Origin of the sequence: Halomonas sp. hl-4, assembly GCF_900215475.1 — a bacterium.
In the GTDB taxonomy this organism is placed as follows: domain Bacteria; phylum Pseudomonadota; class Gammaproteobacteria; order Pseudomonadales; family Halomonadaceae; genus Vreelandella.
On record NZ_LT907845.1, the window covers coordinates 3,318,093 to 3,334,982 of the forward strand.

The window sequence follows — 16,890 nt, forward strand, 5'->3', positions numbered from 1 at the left end:
GACTAAAAACCCTTATCTGAATGGTTGCGCGATTGCAGGCGACCAACTAGGTTTGAAACTGGTGGTATGATACGTATACAGCAAGATGGTCGGTTACTTCGGCTGAAGCCACCCGCACAATGACCAACAACAAATTCAATGGTTGTGAGGAGTACACGATGAGCCACAAACACCAACACCGCCTAACTAAGACCCGCCTGCTGACTGCCACGCTAATTGCAGCGGGTATCGGCATTGCCGGCACCGTCCAGGCCGCTGAAGAGCTTCGCTTCGCTCACGTCTATGAAACCTCTGAGCCCTTCCACGAATGGGCACTGTGGGCCGCAGATGAAATCGAAGAACGTACCGATGGCCGCTACACCATGAAGGTGCATCCCGCCTCCTCGCTGGGTAAAGAGGAGGATATCAACGAGGGGCTGGAGCTTGGCACAGTGGATGTTATTTATACCGGCACGCAGTTCGCTGGCCGCGCCTATGGCCCCATTGGCATCGCCGGGGCTGCCTATATGTTCCGCGATTTCGATCACTGGCAGGCCTTTGCCGATAGCGACCTGTTCAAGGAAATTGCCCAGGGCTATGAGGATAAAACAGGCAACGTACCCATTGCGCTCAACTACTACGGTGAACGCCATGTCACCTCCAACGAGCCGATCAATGAACCTGCCGACATGGAAGGGCTAAAAATCCGGGTGCCCAACGCGCCGATGTATATGATGATGCCGGAAGCGGTCGACGCGAATCCTACGCCTATTGCGTTTGACGAGGTGTATCTGGCGTTGCAACAAGGTGTGGTGGACGCCCAGGAAAACCCGCTACCGACCATCCGTGCCAAGGCATTCCACGAAGTACAGGATTACATCAACCTGACCGGCCATATCACCGACTCGTTGATCACCATTGTGGGTGGGCCGCGTTGGGATCAGCTATCTGAAGAGGATCGCGAGATCTTCCGAGAGGTGTTCCAGGAAGCCGCCGAAAACAATACCAAGGATATCCTCAAGTCTGAGGAAGAATTGATCGCCTGGTTCGAGGAGCAGGGCAACACCATCAACGAGGTGGACCGCGACGTCTTTCGTGATGCCGTTGTTCCCGAACATAACGGTGATGCCGCCACCTGGGACGAAGAAACCTACGAGCGTCTTCAAGAAATCGGCAAGTAATCTTATCCTTCGACAGCACTCCGCTCTGGTGAGCGGAGTGCCTGGAGTCTTGTGCCATGAATGACACGCGAGACGATTCCCCACCCATCGGCGATCCGATGATTGATTTTGAGGCTGGCTTCGACGATACCCCGTTCAGACTTAGCGACTACCGGCTTGAGGATCTGGTGACCCTGATCCTGTTTTGGGCACTGATTCTAGTCGTATTTGCGCAGTTCTTTAGTCGTTACATACTGGGTGATTCGATTGGCTGGACCGAGGAAATCGCCCGTTATCTGCTGATCGGGGTGGGTTTTCTTGGCAGTGTGATGGCCGCCCGTAATGGCAGTCATATTATGGTGGAGTTCTTCTACCACTATATGCCGGGGTGGCAGGCGCGCTTGATGGAACGTTTGGTCAATATCGTCAGCTTGACCTTTTACATCGCGATGGCCTGGGTAACCTTTCAACTGGCATCGCGCACCAACAGCCTGATGGTTTCCATCGACCTGCCCAAGAGCATTATCTATTTCACGGTGTGTGCTGCGTTTGTATTAATGGCCATGCGCACCGTTCAGCGGCTTTATCTGAAATATCGGGCGCGTCCCCATGACGTATAAGGGATGGTTTCCCGCCGTGCCATTTTTATCGAGAGGCCTGCTATGTCCCGACTTTCCGTGATGCGCTGGCAAAAGCCAATGATATCGCCACTTCTGACGGTGTTGGCGGTGCTGGGCTGCGTCATCTTACCGCTGATGGGCTACCATCTTGCATTTCTGTTTTTCGCTCTGTTTACCATGCTGGTGCTCGGGGTGCCCATCGCCATTAGTTTGGCGGGGGCCTGTTTGATGTTTGTGCTGATCACCGGGCAAATACCCAACATCGTCGTTGCGCACCGTATGATTAACGGCATCGACAGCTTCCCACTGCTGGCAATTCCGTTTTTTATTTTCGCTGGCAGTTTAATGAACAACGGCGGCATTACCGAGCGGATCTTCAATTTCGCCAAGGCGTTGATGGGCTGGATGCGTGGCGGCCTTGGGCATGTCAATGTCGGCGCCAGCATCGTGTTCTCAGGGATGTCGGGGGCGGCAGTCGCCGATGCTGGTGGCCTTGGCATGATTGAAGTAAAGGCCATGAAAGACGCTGGCTACGATGAAGAGTTCGCGGTGGGGATTACCGCCGCTTCCTCCACTATCGGGCCGATTATCCCGCCTAGCCTGCCGATGGTGATTTACGGGGTCATGGCGTCCGCTTCGGTGGGTCAGCTGTTTGCAGCCGGGTTGCTGCCGGGTCTGTTGATGGGTGCCATGCTGATGCTGATGATCTTTATTATCTCGCGTCGGCGCGGTTACACCCGCGATGCGGTATTCTCAATGCGCGTCCTTGGCCATACCTTCAAGCGGGCTTTTTTATCGCTACTGACGCCGGTCATTATCGTTGGCGGCATTATTACTGGGGCCTTTACGCCCACCGAGGCGGCGGTGGCTGCCGTGTTCTACGCGCTGCTACTGGGCGTGGTGGTTTATCGCACACTGACCTGGCACAAGCTGCTTAAAGTCAGCATGGAAACCATCGAAACCACGGCGGTGATCCTGTTGATCGTCTCCTCAGCGTCGATTTTCGCCTGGATACTCACCAGTAATCAGGTCACCCAAAACGTGATTGCCTTGATGGGCCCCTTCGCCGACAGCAAGGTTGCGGTGCTGATGATGGCCAATATCGTGCTGATTATCGTCGGCTGCTTTATGGAAACCATCGCGGCGATCACCATTTTGGTGCCAGTACTTCTTCCGATGGCGGTAGCGGTGGGCGTAGATCCAGTTCACTTCGGTGTGATCATGGTGCTCAATTTAATGATTGGGTTGCTGACCCCGCCGGTGGGCATGGTGCTCTACGTACTGTCCAGAGTCTCAAACGTCAGCTTTGAGCGCTGCATGCGCGGCACGATACCGTTTTTGATCCCGTTGGTGATCTGTCTGCTATTGGTGACCTTTATCCCGGCAATCTCAATGTGGTTACCCACGCTGATCTATCGCTGATAACGGGCTTGCTTCGCCCAGATGCCCGCACACTGCGCCAAGGAGAAATCGAACAATGACGGACACTTCGCTTGATTTCCGCGTTGCCCGGAAGGACCTGGAGCGCTTCATGGGCGAGGCGCTTGCCGCGGCCGGCGCCGATCATGCCTCGGCAGCCGCGGCAACCCGCGCCCTGGTAACGGCCTCGCGCATGGGCACGGATAGCCACGGCCTGCGCTTGTTGCCCCACTATTTGCAGGCGCTCCAAGGCGGGCGTATTAAGGGCACGCCCAACATGGTGTTTCATCAGCGCTTACCCGCCACGGGCTATTTAGATGCGGATGATGGGCTGGGGCATCTGGCGGGTTACACCGCCATGCAGCACGCCATGGCGATGGCGGAAGAAGTGGGCATGGGCGCCGTTGCCGTGGGTAACTCATCGCACTTTGGCGCGGCGGGCTGCTACGCGCTAGCGGCGGCGGAGCGTGGTTATGTGGGAATGGCGTTCTGCAACTCGGATCCCTTTGTGCTGCTTCACGATGGCGCCAAACCATTCCATGGCACTAACCCTATTGCCTTCGCGGCGCCAGTGGCGGGCGAGTTGCCCTACCTGCTGGATATGGCAACCAGCGCGGTACCCTGGAATCGCGTGCAGCAGTTCGACGCCATTGGCCGTGAGCTACCCGATCAAGTTGCCGCTGATGCCACCGGGGAGGTCAGCCGCAATCCCAGCGAGGTGGCGGCATTACTGCCGCTAGGGGGCCGTGACTTTGGCTTTAAGGGCGCGGGGCTCGGTGGCATGGTGGAGATACTGAGTTCGATGCTGTCGGGAATGCAGCACGGTTTTAAGCTTCTTCCCATGGGTGGGCCGGATATGTCGACGCCCCGAGGAGTGGGGCACTTTTTTCTGGTTATGAAACCCGACGCATTTGTGGATGAGGGCACATTTGCGCGAGGGCTGGCTGCTTATCTGGCTGACCTGCGTGCCCAACCCGCCTCTGCCAATGCCAGGGTAATGGCGCCGGGAGATCGGGAATGGCGTTGCCAGGCAAAACGCGATGCTGAGGGGATCCCCTTGGATTCTGCCAATCAGTTAGCCTACGTCGAGATCGCTGAACAGTATCAAATATCGACGCTCTCTCGACTCGGTTGAAGGATAATGGTCAGAAATGCAGTAAAATGGCGGCGAATTTCAGGTTAACCAGGGGTGACTGCCTATGAGCAGATACCGGATCGAGCGTAAAACGCTGTCCGAACAGGTCGCCGAACAGCTCGAGGCGGAGATCCTCGAGGGGCGGCTAAGTGAAAATGATCAATTGCCTTCAGAAAGAGAGTTGATGGAGCAGTTTGGTGTTGGCAGACCCGCGGTGCGCGAAGCGCTGTTTCATCTTCAACAGCTTGGGCTAATTGCCATCAACAGTGGCACTCGCGCCAGAGTGATTCGCCCTACCGCCGAGGCGGTCATGGCCAGGCTATCCGGGGTAACCCGGCAACTGCTTTCAAAACCCGATGGTCAGCAGTATTTTCAGGAAGCGCGGGCCATGTTCGAGATTTCGTTGGCTCGCTATGCCGCTCGTAATGCCAGTGACGAAGACCTGGCGCGGCTGCGCGGTGCGCTTGCCGACAACCGCGACGCCATCGGTGACGAAGCACGCTTCAAGCGTTCCGACAATGAATTCCATGGCGTCCTGGCGAGCATCGGGCGCAACCCGATTTTCGATGCTATTCATGTGGCGCTGTCGGAATGGCTGGACGACCGGCGTGCCCAGGTGCTGCAACAGAAGGACGAGGACAAGGCGGCCACCGCCGCGCATACTGATATCGTTGAGGCGATTGAGTCGCGTGATCCGGATGCGGCCGAAGCGGCGATGCGCCGTCATTTGGACCGTCACTATGGCACCTATATGCAGCTCAAACAGCGCTTGGCCCCAGCCCCGGATTGACGCGGTCAACCACCTGTCAGCATCAAGCTAGTATGCCCTTTAGCAATACGGCCCGCCTAAAGCGGGTCGTATCGTTTCTTACCCACGTTTACGCCATAGCAGGCCTACAGCGAGACGCCGCGCTTCCAGGGGATGAAGTCATACTGAGCAAGCGTCACCGCACGCGGCTGGTAACGCCCAGACGCCGTCTCGATGCACATTTCCAACAAGCGGTCAGCCAGTTCGCCGATTTCTACCTCACCGCGAATGATCGGGCCGGCATCAAAGTCGATGATGTCACTCATGCGTGTGGCAAGCGCGCTGTTGCTGGCGATTTTGAGCACCGGCGTGACCGGGTTTCCTGTCGGCGTGCCAAGCCCAGTGGTGAACATGATCAGGTTGGCACCGGATCCGGCAAGCGCGGTGGTCGATTCCACGTCATTGCCTGGGGAGCACAGCAGACTGAGCCCCGCACGTGTTTGTGGTTCGGTGTAGTCGAGCACGTCGACCACTGGGCTGTCGCCGCCTTTCTTGGCGGCGCCGGCAGACTTCATGGCGTCGGTGATCAGGCCATCGCGGATGTTGCCAGGCGATGGGTTCATCGAAAAATCGGCACCCACCAGCGCCGCATGACGCTGATAGGCCTCCATCAGCTCGCTGAACCGCTCGGCCACCGCATCGTCACTGCAGCGGGCGATCAGCTCGTGTTCCACGCCACATAGTTCTGGAAACTCGCTGAGGATGCCGCTGCCGCCTAGCGCCACCAGGCGGTCGATCACCGCGCCAACCAGCGGGTTGGCGGAAAGCCCGGAAAAGCCGTCCGAGCCCCCGCATTCCACGCCGATGCTGAGCTTCGACAGTGGCGCGGGGGCGCGTTCGACCTGATTGGCCGTGGCCAACCCATCGAAGATGGTGGTCAGCGATTCGCGGATCAATGCGGTTTCATTCTGACTGGCCTGCTGCTCAAGGTAGTGCACCGGGCGTAGCCCCTTGGGGTCGCGCGCCTGAACGGCGGCCTTGATCATGTCGATCTGCGCCTTCTGGCAGCCGAGGCTGAGTACCGTAGCGCCGGCCACGTTGGGGTGGCAGATATACCCGGCGAGCAATTGGCAGAGTGCCTGGGCGTCGCCATCCGTGCCGCCGCAGCCGAGGGTGTGGGTCAAGAATCGCACACCATCAACGTTGGGAAACAGTCGCTCGCGGGGCGACGACGACTCGCCCGCATCTCCGTGCAGTAGCTCGCGGGCAAGCTGCTTGTACTCGCGGAACGGGTCTTCGCCCAGGGCATCGGCGACGCACTGGCGCAGCACCTCGATATTGCGATTCTCACAGAACACCAGTGGAACGACCAGCCATACGTTGGCGGTGCCGACTTGGCCATCCGGACGATGGTAACCATCGAAGGTGGCGCCATGAAAATGCGAAACGTCTGGCGCCTGCCAGTTGCCGCGTTTCGCCTGAGGCGCGGTGCTAGCGGTGCTGTGCTCGACATTGTCGGTAGTGATGGCCGCACCTTGGGCGATGGGCTGGGTAGCGCGCCCCACGGTAACGCCGTACATGATCACGGTATCGCCGGGCTCAAGGGGCGTGAGAGTGAACTTGTGCTTGTGGCGAATCGCCTCGGTGAGGGTAATGTGCTGGCCGTTGTCGGTGATCTCGCTGCCAGCGGGCAGGTCTTTGAGGGCAACGCGAACATTGTCGGCGGCATGCACACGCAGGGTGTCCAACTGGCCGCTGTCCCTGGCGATGGTCTGGCTCATGACGGGGCTCCCGATGTGGATGGTTGGGGCGTTTCATTGAGTTCGATCATCGCCTTGACCACGCCGGTGGCGGGCGTGCACCAGGCGGGCATCCGCTCGGGTACATCGGCCAGTTCGGCGCGGTGGGTGATCATCACCTCGGCTTTAAGACGACCGCTTTCCATTAGTTGAGTCACCTGGTCAAAATCGGCCCGGGTGGCGTTGCGGCTGGCCAGCAGGGTCAGTTCCTTGCGGTGGAAATCGGGGTCATGGAAGGAGATATCGGCCTTAACAATACTCACCAGTACATAGCGCCCGGCTTGCCCTGCCAGGTCGAAGCCGGCCTGCATGGCGGCGGGATTGCCGGTAGCGTCGAACACTACATCGGCGAGCTCGTCGTCGCTCAAGGTCTTGAGTTCGGCGTCGATATCGTCCTCGTTGGGGTTCAAGGTCAGTTCGAGGCCAAGCTTGTCGCGGCAGAACGCCAATCGCTCAGGGTTGGTGTCGATCACCACCACCCGTGCACCGCGTTCACGGGCAAGCTGGGCGACCCCCATGCCTATCGGCCCGGCGCCAGCCACCACCGCCAGTTCTCCATGGCTGAGCTCGCTGCGGCGTACCGCATGGGCACCAATGGCCATGCACTCGACCAGCGCCAGTTGATCGAGTGCGAGGGTGTCGGAGACCACCAGGTGGTCGATGGGCACCGCCAGGGTGTCGCACATGCCACCATCCCGATGCACGCCGATCACCTGTATCTGCTGGCAGCAGTTGCTGCGCCCGTGGCGACAGGCGCGGCACTGGCCGCAGTGCAGATAAGGAATCACGTAGGCGCGCTGGCCGATCAGTTCGGGGTCCACCCCGACACCCACCTCGACGATCTCGCCGGCCAGTTCATGGCCGAGCACACGGGGATAGCTGAAGTAGGGTTGATTGCCGCCATAGGCGTGGATATCGGTGCCACACACGCCGATACGGCGAATACGCAGCAGCGCTTCTCCCTCTCCACAGCTCGGAGGGTCGCGCTGTTCAAGGGTCATGTGACCCGGTTCAGCACATACGACGGTTCGCATCTGGGCCTCCTGGATCAGCGTTGCTGGTCGGCAACGACGGTCTGGTGCTGCTCGCCGAGCCCTTCGATGCCCAGGCGCATGCGTTGGCCGGGCTTGAGATAAACCGGCGGCTGTTGACCCATGCCGACCCCCGGTGGGGTGCCGGTGGAGATCACATCGCCCGGCTGCAGGCTCATGAAACGGCTTAGATAGCTGATCAAAAAGGGGACCTGGTAGACCATGGTGCGGGTGTTGCCGTCCTGGTAGCGCTTGCCATCCACCTCGAGCCACATATCGAGCTGGTGAGGGTCTGCCACCTCGTCGGGGGTAACCAGCCAAGGGCCGAGCGGTCCGAAGGTGTCGCAGCCCTTGCCCTTGTCCCAGGTGCCGCTGCGTTCGAGCTGGAACTCGCGCTCTGAGACATCGTTGACCACACAGAAGCCAGCGACGTGCTGCATAGCATCGGCTTCGTCGATATAGCGGCCGGGCTTGCCGATTACCACGCCGAGTTCGACCTCCCAATCGGTTTTCTGGGAATCGCGGGGGATGATCACCTCGTCATTCGGGCCACAGATGGCGCTGGTCCATTTGTTGAAGATCACTGGCTCCGGGGGAACCTGGGCACCGGTCTCGGCGGCATGGTCTGAATAATTCAAGCCGATGCAGATGAACTTGCCCACGCCGGCAACGCAAGGGCCGATGCGCGTATCGGCAGGCACTTCCGGCAGGCTCGTGGCGTCCAGCTCGGAGAGCCCCTTGAGGGCCTGACGGTCGAGATAATCTCCGGCGAGGTCGGTGACATGGGCCGAGAGGTCGCGGACAACGCCGTGGTCATCCAGCAGGCCGGGCTTTTCATGGCCGCGCGGGCCGAAGCGTAACAATTTCATCGGTCGGTTCCTCGATTGTCTTGATAGCAAGTGGTTTTGCGAACCTTAGCCGCGTTGGCAAGGGGCGGTTCGGCATCCAAGAGGTCAGATTAGCCAGCCGCCATCGATGATCTGGGCGGTACCGGTGGTATAGGCCGACTCGTCGGCAGCCAGATAGGTGGCAAGGGCGGCAATTTCTTCCGGGCTGCCGAGCCGACCCTGGGGCTGCCTGGCAATAAATTCGGCGTAGACATCATCTTCCAGTCGACCCTGCCGCTGGGCTTGTTCGCCAATGCGCTGGCGCAGCGAAGGGGAGTCCACGGTGCCGGGGCAGATGGCGTTGCAGCGTATCCCTTGCCCGATGTAGTCGGCGGCCACTGACTTGGTCAGGCCGAGCACCGCGGCCTTGGTGGTGCCGTAAGCGCAGCGGTTGGGCACGCCCTTGAGACTTGAGGCCACCGAGGCCATGTTGATAATGCTGCCACCGCCGTTGTTGAGCATGGCCGGTAGCAGGGCGCGAGTGATGCGCATCATGGCCATCACATTCAGCGAGAGCGACAGCTCCCAGTCGTCATCGCGGCCATCCAGCAGCGAGCCGTTGGCCACGAAGCCGGCGCAGTTGAAGAGGATGTCGACCGCGCCAATGTCGGCGGCTAACGCCTTGATGGCAGCGGTGTCCAGCACATCAAGTTGGCGCGTGGTGATGCCGGAGGTGTCGGCCAATTCAGCGAGGCTCTGGGCATTGATGTCGGTGGCAATGACCTGCGCGCCCTCGGCAGCGAAACGCAGTGCCGTAGCCCGGCCGATGCCCTGGCCGGCGGCGGTGATCAGGGCCGTCTTGTTGTTGAGTCGCATGGCGGTTCCCGGTGCTGTTGTTGTTGATCCGGTGATGATCGCTCATCGGTCTGTTGCAATAGCCACTGCGAAGGTGGCGGTCATCGCGTCGCTAACGATACGTCATATGGTATGACAGGATGCTAGGATGACGTTTATCCAAGTATGGCCTAGTTACTCGCCGTTGCCAACATCCTGGGATCTGCCATAAAACGTAAAAGGGACGGCCGAAGCCGTCCCTGATAGTTCCTCTGATGATTTTCTTGAAAGCTCTCCTAAGCGTGCCGGATGACGAAGGCTTAAAGCGCGCGGATAGGCGGCTGCGTGGCTAGTATTTCGAAAGCTATCAGTTGCCGCTTACGTCAGTAAGGTTAGGCAGCCACGTCACAATACCGGGGAACGCGATCAGGATGACCATCACCACTAGCAAGGCAGCGTAGTAGGGCAGCATGGCCTTAACGAGCTGTTCCATGGAAACTCTGCCAACCCCGCAACCGACGTACAGGCAGGTGCCCACGGGTGGTGTCAAAAGACCAATGCCCAGGATAAATGCCATCAATACGCCGAAGTAGACTGGGTCGATGCCGACCGATTCGACAATGGGCGTTAGCATCGGTGCCATGATCACCATGGCGGGGGTCAGGTCCATGACAAAGCCTACCAGCAGCAGCAGGCCCGCAACGATCAGCAATAGCAGGAAGGGGTCCTGGGTAATCGCTTGCACTTGGGTGACCAGCGTTTGCGGTACCATGTTAATGGTTAAAAACCACGCGATAACGGTGGCAAAGGCCAGCAGCAGCAATACCATGCCGGTCAGGCGGGCGGTGCGGATCAGCATGCCCCATAGTTCAGTAATCTTAAATTCGCGGTAGACCACCAGTGAGATAAACAGCGAGTAAAGCAGCGCTGCGACGGCGGCCTCGGTGGCGGTAAAGACGCCCGCAATAATGCCCCCGATAACGATGAACGGTAGCACCAGCGCCAGCCACGCCGCTTTGAAGGCTTGCCATAGTACATCTAAGCGGAACTTACGGGTCTGACCGGCGTGCCCTATGCTGGCCATGATGAACGTCGTGACCATTAGCCCAAAACCGATCAATATCCCCGGCACAATGCCCGCTATAAACAGGCGGCTAATTGACGTTTCGGTCACAATGCCAAATAAAATCAATGGAATAGAGGGCGGGATAATAATGCCGATTACCGACGAAACGGTGTTGATCGCGGTGGCTTGCGGTGCGGTGTAACCCTGCTTGGTCATGGAGGGAATCATCATCGCCCCAGTGGCGGCGGTGTCGGCCACGGCTGAACCGCTAATCCCACCGAAGAACATAGAGCCAGTAATCGCCACCTGACCTAAACCGCCGCGCACGAAGCCTACCAGGGCCCCCGCTAATTCCATTAATCGGCGGGCGATACCACCGTTGCTCATTACTTCGCCGACCATGATAAAGAACGGTATCGCCAGCAGCGGAAAGCTATTGACCCCGCGAACCGACTGCTCGATCAGGATTGACAGCGGAATATCAGAGATAAAAGCCATAACAACGGCAGCAATGCCTAGACCAAACGCAATAGGCAGGCCCAGAGCTAGCGAAGCAAAAAGAATGCCGAGAAATATCCATAGCATGGTCTAACGGCCTCCATCGGGGGTAATCGCAACATCAGGCGAGCGTATTTGTTGAATGCTCTGCCAAGCGCGCCAAATCGCCACGGCGGCAATAAAGATCGCACAGAGTACTACCGAGACGTTGACCAGACTCCAGGGCACATTAAGGATGGCGGTCCGTCCAGAAGCGCGCACCATCACCAGCGAACCGCCCCAAATGATGACACCCATTAACAGCGTGATAATCACGTGCTGAAACAGATACAGCATATGTGCTGCACGAGGAGGAAGACGGCGTACTAAAATATCAACGGCAATATGCTCATAACGCGCGAAAGCCGCGGCGGCACCAATAAAAATCAGCCAAATAAACAGCATGCGGGCCAGTTCATCGGCCCAGGGCACGGAGTTATTCAAGACGGCGCGACCCACCACATTGATCGACACCGAGACGATTAACGCTAACAGCAAGGTGGCGATCACATGTTCCATGGCTAGGGTCAACCAGCGAAACAGCGCAGGCCCCCGGCGCTGCTCGGTGTCGATCTCCAGCGGTCGGCGTTGTGGGTCGTCTAAAAAGACCGCCGTATCAGGGATTTGCGTTTCGGGTATATCCATGAGTTCTCCACAGAGACAGATAACAACACGACAAGAGGCGTTAGCCTCTTGTCGTATCTAACAGCAGGAAGACAGTGCGACGCTTATTCGTCTTCGTCCGACATTGTCGATTCGACGATATCCTGTATTTCAGCGACTAGATCTTCACCGATTTCCGGTGTCCATTCGTCGTAAACTGGCTGAACAGCTTCCTGAAAGGCTTTGATTTGCTCATCATCAAGGCGGGTGATCTCCATACCTTTCTCTTCAAGCTGATCACGCGCCCATTCGTCGTACTCAGTGGCGAGCTGGATTTCATAGGCGGCTGCCTCTTGAGCGGCCTCTTCAATCAGCTCTTGGTAAGCCGGATCAAGGTCATCCCAGGTACGCATGGACATCATGATGATGAAGGGAGTATAGACGTGGCGTGTTTCAGAGCCGTAGTCCTGAACCTCGTTGAAATTGGAGGTCAGGATGGTGCTCCAAGGGTTTTCCTGACCATCAATGACGCCTTGTTCCAGGGCGGAGAAAACCTCGCCAAATGCCATCGGCGTGGGATTGGCGCCCAGTTCTTCCCAAATGCTCAATTGCACCGGGTTTTCCATGGTACGGATGGTGAGGCCGCTGACATCAAGGCCAGCCACGTCTTCAGGCGACTTGACAGGCCGCTCACTATTGGTCAACTGCCGGTAGCCGTTCTCATGGTAGGCTAACGCTTTAATGTCGGAGTCTTCGAATTTATCCAGCAGATCAAGGGCAACATCGCTTTCCAGTACCTCTATGGCGGCTTCGCGCGTGGGGAACAGGAAGGGTAGATCGAAAACGGCCAGTTCCTCGACATAGCTGGTGGCGGGTGAGGTCGATGGAATCGTCATGTCCAGCGTCCCCGTTTGTAGCATCTCCATCATTTGAGCATCGTCGCCCAACTGACTGTTTGGAAATATATCAACCGTCAGTCGCCCCTCGGTACGCTCGGAAAGGATGTCACCGAAATGCTGCGTAGAGATATACAGCGGAGAGGACTCGGCTAAGCCAATACCCACACGGATATTATGCGAACCGAGATCCTCGGTGATCACATCTCCCTCGATGTCTGGCGGGTCGGATAGGTCAGGCGTTTGCGCGTAAACGGCCGTTGAGCTGAACAGTGTGGCACCGGTCATTAACAGGGTGCGCTTCCAAAGGTTTGTCATAGTTATCACTCTCCTGGCGTGCTGCAGTCCGCTTTGCTAAGGGGATCTTTCAAGCGAGCTACAGCGTGGTGGCTATTGTTGTTGTATGTAAGCGGCACTTTCTCAGATGGGAGTAATGCCGCAACCCTTAGCTAAATGTCTAACGTTTTGGTTATATGTTCAACATATACTTTTGTATGTATCGACGTTTCTAGGAAGAAAGCGTACCGTCATAGCGACTACTTACGCGCAATTCAGTAGGCGATTAAACGACAATGTTGGCGGCGCAGCTTTAGTGGTTGATGCACGCTTTCTATCCTTTGCTTTTACTCTAGGCGTGGAGCGGCACCATGGCCAATTTTCAGCGAATAACTCCAGAGCAGTTGCGTTCACGTTATTGGTTCGACAACCCAGATCACCCCGGCACTACGGCGTTATGCATTGAGCGTTACCTTAATTACGGCATTACCCTGGATGAGCTAACCAGCGGTAAGCCAATTATTGGTATATGCCAGTCAGGTTCTGATTTAACGCCGTGTAATCGTCACCATATTGAGCTGGTTAAACGGGTGAAAGACGGTATTCGCGCGGCAGGCGGCGTGCCGTTTGAATTCCCCATGCACCCGATTCACGAGAACGTCCGGCGTCCTACCGCCGCTCTGGATCGTAATCTCGCCTATTTAGGCATCGTTGAAGTGCTGCACGGCTATCCGCTGGACGGCGTGGTATTGACCACGGGCTGCGATAAGACCACGCCCGCAGCGCTGATGGCCGCGGCAACGGTGAATATTCCTGCCATTGTGCTGTCTGGCGGGCCGATGCTGAACGGCTGGCGCGGCGCCGAGCGGGTGGGTTCGGGCACGATTATCTGGGAGCTTCGCAAGCGCCTGGCAGCGGGTGATATTGACTACGCCGAGTTTCTTTCCCGGGCCAGCGATTCAGCACCCTCCATTGGCCACTGCAATACCATGGGCACCGCCTCCACCATGAACTCCATGGCGGAAGTGCTGGGCATGAGCCTGCCAGGTTCAGCGGTAATTCCCGCGCCCTATAAAGAGCGCGCCATGGTGGCCTATGATACCGGCACGCGGGTTGTTGATATGGTCTGGGAAGACCTGCGCCCGCTGGATATTCTGACTCGTGAAGCGTTTGAGAATGCCATTGTGGCCTGCTCGGCCCTGGGCGGTTCCTCAAACGCGCCGGTGCATATCAATGCCATCGCCCGCCATGCGGGCATTGAGTTGGATAACGATGACTGGCAGCGGCTGGGCCATGAAATTCCTTTGCTTGCCAACGTCATGCCGGCGGGCGCTTTCCTGTGTGAAGAGTTCCACCGCGCCGGGGGCGTTCCTGCGATTCTTCATGAGTTGCAGGCGGCAGGTAAGCTGCACGGCGATGCGCTGACGGTGAATGGTCGTTCATTAGGCGATAATCTACAGGGCCGCGAAACCCAAGACCCGGATGTGATTTGCCGTTACAGCGATCCGTTGGTGGAGCACGCAGGGTTCCTCAATCTCAAGGGCAATCTGTTTGATTCGGCGCTGATGAAAACCAGCGTCATCTCGCGGGACTTCCGCGAGCGCTTCCTGAATGATCCCGACGACCCGGACGCCTTTGAAGGCAAAGTGGTGGTATTCGATGGTTCCGAGGATTACCACGCGCGTATTGATGACCCAGCGCTCGACATCGACGCGCGCACCATTCTGGTGATGCGCGGGGCCGGCCCGGTAGGCCACCCCGGCGGTGCCGAAGTGGTCAATATGCAGCCGCCGGAAGCACTGATCAAACAGGGCATCGAATCGCTGCCATGCCTGGGTGATGGCCGTCAGTCGGGCACCTCCGGCTCACCGTCGATTCTAAACGCCTCTCCCGAAGCTGCCACCGGTGGCGGCTTGGCGCTGCTTGAGAGTGGCGACTGGCTGCGGGTCGATCTCAAGCGCAGCGAGGTACAACTGCTGATTGAGGCCAGTGAGCTGGAGGCGCGACGCGAGCGTTTAGCTCAGCAGGGCGGATACCGCTACCCAGGTCACCAAACCCCCTGGCAGGAGATCCAGCGTAGTATGGTCGAGCCGCTGGATCGCGGTATGACATTGGAACCTGCCACCAAGTATCGCGATGTGGCTCGCCAGCATCCGCCCAGGGATAATCATTAAAATGAGTCACTTTAGTACCTTGTCGCATCGCCAGCAGGGCCTGCTGTTAACCGGTGGCGGGGCGATGATTATGGCGCCAGATGCCCTGCTGATTAAGGTAGCCGACCTGCCAGATGCGGAGATACTGATGTGGCGCGGTTTCCTTTCGGGCCTGGGCTTTCTGCTGATTGCCCTGCTGCGCTATGGGCGTGGCACGTTGGCAGCCTATCGCCGCTGTGGTTGGACGGGTATCGCCGTGGCGCTGTTGTTCAGCCTTACCACATGCGGTTTTGTGTTGGGCAACCAGTACACCAAGGCGGGCAATGTATTGATGATCCTGGCCAGTTCGCCGCTTATTGCTGCCGCTCTTTCCTGGGTAATACTTAAAGAGCGTTTGCCTAGACGAACGTGGCTGGCGATTGTGCTGTGTATGGCGGGTATCGCCATGATCGCGCTGGATGACGCAGGCGCCGGCTCTTGGGTGGGCAATGGTTTTGCTTTAATGGCGGCGACGACGCTGGCGATTAATTTTACCCTTTGCCGAACCCGCCCAGGCGTGGATATGAGCCCGATGCTGGTGTTCAATGGCATTATTGTGGGTAGCGTCGCCGGACTGTTTTGGCTGGCAGGGAGCGAGCCGTCACTCCCTACCGTCAACCAGCTAAGCGTGGTGGTCCTGCTGTGCCTGTTCATTGTGCCCTGCGGGGTGACGCTGCTGCAGCGTGGACCACTTTACTTGCCTTCCGCTGAAGTGGGCTTACTGCTGTTGCTGGAAGTGGTAGTGGGGACATTGTTGGCTTGGTGGGTGCTGGCCGAGCAGCCAGCGCCGATGGCATTGGTCGGCGGCACCCTCGTCTTAGGTACGCTATTTGCCAAAGGGCTTTATGAACGGCGACTGGAATTGAGGCTGCGTGCGGGTATCAGCGAACCGAAGCCCCAAGTAACAGTAGACCGGTCAAGTACGGTATGATTGGCAAGCATTTAAACAGGGGCCCATCTTAGTGACGTCATCTCTTAGCAAGCCACTGGCTCGACCTAGCATTGCCGAATATCTCGCCGAGGAGATCTTCGGCGGGCGTTATCATCCCGGCGACTTTGTTCCTCGTGAACTGGATTTGTGCGAGCGCTTCTCGATCAATCGTTCTGCGGTGCGCAGTGACCTGCGCCAGCTGGTCGATGCCGGTATTATCGAGCGTATCTCCGGCCATGGCTCCAAGGTGCGTGAGTACTCGGAGTGGCATATTCTTGACGCCCAGGTGACCGACTGGTTGACCCGTTACGCGGCGCCCAACCCGGATATTCAGCGCGAAATCCTTGCCTTCCGCCTGGATGTGGAGCCCTATGTCGCCATGACCGCCGCTAAGCGCGCCAAAGCGCGTGATCTGGTTGCCATCGAGGAGGCCTTTGAAGGGCTGGGGCAGAATTTGCGCAATGCCACCTGTGAAGAAGAGCGGCGACTGCACAGCGAGTGCGATTTCGCCTTCCATGAGGCGATCTTCAAGGCGACCCACAATATTGTCTGGGCGCAGTTATCGCATATTCTGCGTCCTTCCATCTACATGCTGATCTCGATGTCCAATGAGAATGCCGCGGATCCTGAAGAAAGCCTGGAGCGTCACCGCCAACTGATGGAGAGCATTCGGCTGCGCCGCCCTCGGGAGGCGTTTTTAGCCTCCCAAGCGGTGTTGGCAGGCACTGCCGCAGCACTAGGGCTTGAGCACAGCGTCAGTTCATTGGGGCGCAGCGTTGAACTTCCCTACACCGCTCCTTAATGTCTATGTTCAATAGCAAAATACAAAGGCAAGCG

15 protein-coding genes are annotated in these 16,890 nt (G+C 58.0%); 8 read left to right on the forward strand and 7 right to left on the reverse strand.

Going from position 1 to position 16,890, the window contains the following annotated elements; translation table 11 throughout:
- The first annotated feature begins 158 nt into the window (after positions 1–158).
- From CPH17_RS15620 to nanR, 5 genes are all read left to right on the forward strand, one after another.
- On the forward strand, positions 159–1,160 hold the full coding sequence (locus tag CPH17_RS15620; protein WP_096300241.1) for a sialic acid TRAP transporter substrate-binding protein SiaP: 1,002 nt from the start codon (positions 159–161) through the stop codon (positions 1,158–1,160).
- A 56-nt stretch (positions 1,161–1,216) separates the two neighbouring features.
- Positions 1,217–1,759 (forward strand): TRAP transporter small permease, encoded by a 543-nt coding sequence (locus tag CPH17_RS15625; protein ID WP_096300243.1) that lies wholly within the window; start codon positions 1,217–1,219, stop codon positions 1,757–1,759.
- A gap of 42 nt (positions 1,760–1,801) precedes the next feature.
- Positions 1,802–3,181, forward strand: coding sequence for a TRAP transporter large permease (locus tag CPH17_RS15630; protein WP_096300245.1), 1,380 nt, complete (start codon positions 1,802–1,804; stop codon positions 3,179–3,181).
- 55 nt (positions 3,182–3,236) lie between these two features.
- Positions 3,237–4,313: an Ldh family oxidoreductase gene (locus CPH17_RS15635; RefSeq protein WP_096300247.1), complete on the forward strand. Its 1,077-nt coding sequence runs from the start codon at positions 3,237–3,239 to the stop codon at positions 4,311–4,313.
- Between the two features lie 64 nt (positions 4,314–4,377).
- Positions 4,378–5,103 (forward strand): transcriptional regulator NanR, encoded by a 726-nt coding sequence (gene nanR / locus CPH17_RS15640; RefSeq protein WP_074395160.1) that lies wholly within the window; start codon positions 4,378–4,380, stop codon positions 5,101–5,103.
- A gap of 104 nt (positions 5,104–5,207) precedes the next feature.
- On the opposite strand, the gene CPH17_RS15645 is transcribed toward nanR, so the two are convergent.
- The 7 genes from CPH17_RS15645 to CPH17_RS15675 form a co-directional block, all read right to left on the reverse strand.
- Entirely contained in the window at positions 5,208–6,842 is a 1,635-nt protein-coding gene (locus CPH17_RS15645; protein ID WP_096300249.1) for a UxaA family hydrolase, read from the reverse strand.
- Entirely contained in the window at positions 6,839–7,894 is a 1,056-nt protein-coding gene (locus CPH17_RS15650) for a zinc-binding alcohol dehydrogenase family protein (RefSeq protein WP_096300251.1), read from the reverse strand. Before CPH17_RS15650 ends, CPH17_RS15645 begins: the two co-directional genes overlap by 4 nt.
- A gap of 14 nt (positions 7,895–7,908) precedes the next feature.
- The gene (locus CPH17_RS15655; protein WP_096300253.1) at positions 7,909–8,760 is read right to left on the reverse strand and encodes a fumarylacetoacetate hydrolase family protein; all 852 of its coding nucleotides are present in this window, start codon (positions 8,758–8,760) and stop codon (positions 7,909–7,911) included.
- Positions 8,761–8,844: 84 nt separating this feature from the next.
- Complete coding sequence (locus CPH17_RS15660; protein ID WP_074395163.1) at positions 8,845–9,594, reverse strand: SDR family oxidoreductase; 750 nt, start codon at positions 9,592–9,594, stop codon at positions 8,845–8,847.
- 325 nt (positions 9,595–9,919) lie between these two features.
- Positions 9,920–11,203 carry a TRAP transporter large permease gene (locus tag CPH17_RS15665; RefSeq protein ID WP_074395164.1) on the reverse strand — a complete coding sequence of 428 codons (1,284 nt, stop codon included), beginning with the start codon at positions 11,201–11,203 and terminating at the stop codon, positions 9,920–9,922.
- A gap of 3 nt (positions 11,204–11,206) precedes the next feature.
- A complete protein-coding gene (locus tag CPH17_RS15670; RefSeq protein WP_074395165.1) occupies positions 11,207–11,800 on the reverse strand; it encodes a TRAP transporter small permease in 594 nt (197 codons plus the stop codon).
- Between the two features lie 83 nt (positions 11,801–11,883).
- The gene (locus tag CPH17_RS15675) at positions 11,884–12,972 is read right to left on the reverse strand and encodes a TRAP transporter substrate-binding protein (RefSeq protein ID WP_074395166.1); all 1,089 of its coding nucleotides are present in this window, start codon (positions 12,970–12,972) and stop codon (positions 11,884–11,886) included.
- Between the two features lie 329 nt (positions 12,973–13,301).
- Here CPH17_RS15675 and CPH17_RS15680 point away from each other — a divergent pair, with 329 nt between their 5' ends.
- The 3 genes from CPH17_RS15680 to CPH17_RS15690 are packed head-to-tail and all read left to right on the forward strand — an operon-like array spanning position 13,302 to position 16,855.
- Entirely contained in the window at positions 13,302–15,104 is a 1,803-nt protein-coding gene (locus CPH17_RS15680) for an IlvD/Edd family dehydratase (protein WP_074395167.1), read from the forward strand.
- A 1-nt stretch (position 15,105) separates the two neighbouring features.
- Positions 15,106–16,053, forward strand: a complete 948-nt coding sequence (locus CPH17_RS15685; RefSeq protein WP_096300255.1) for a DMT family transporter — start codon at positions 15,106–15,108, stop codon at positions 16,051–16,053.
- A 31-nt stretch (positions 16,054–16,084) separates the two neighbouring features.
- Complete coding sequence (locus CPH17_RS15690) at positions 16,085–16,855, forward strand: FadR/GntR family transcriptional regulator (protein ID WP_096300257.1); 771 nt, start codon at positions 16,085–16,087, stop codon at positions 16,853–16,855.
- The last annotated feature ends 35 nt before the right edge of the window (positions 16,856–16,890 follow it).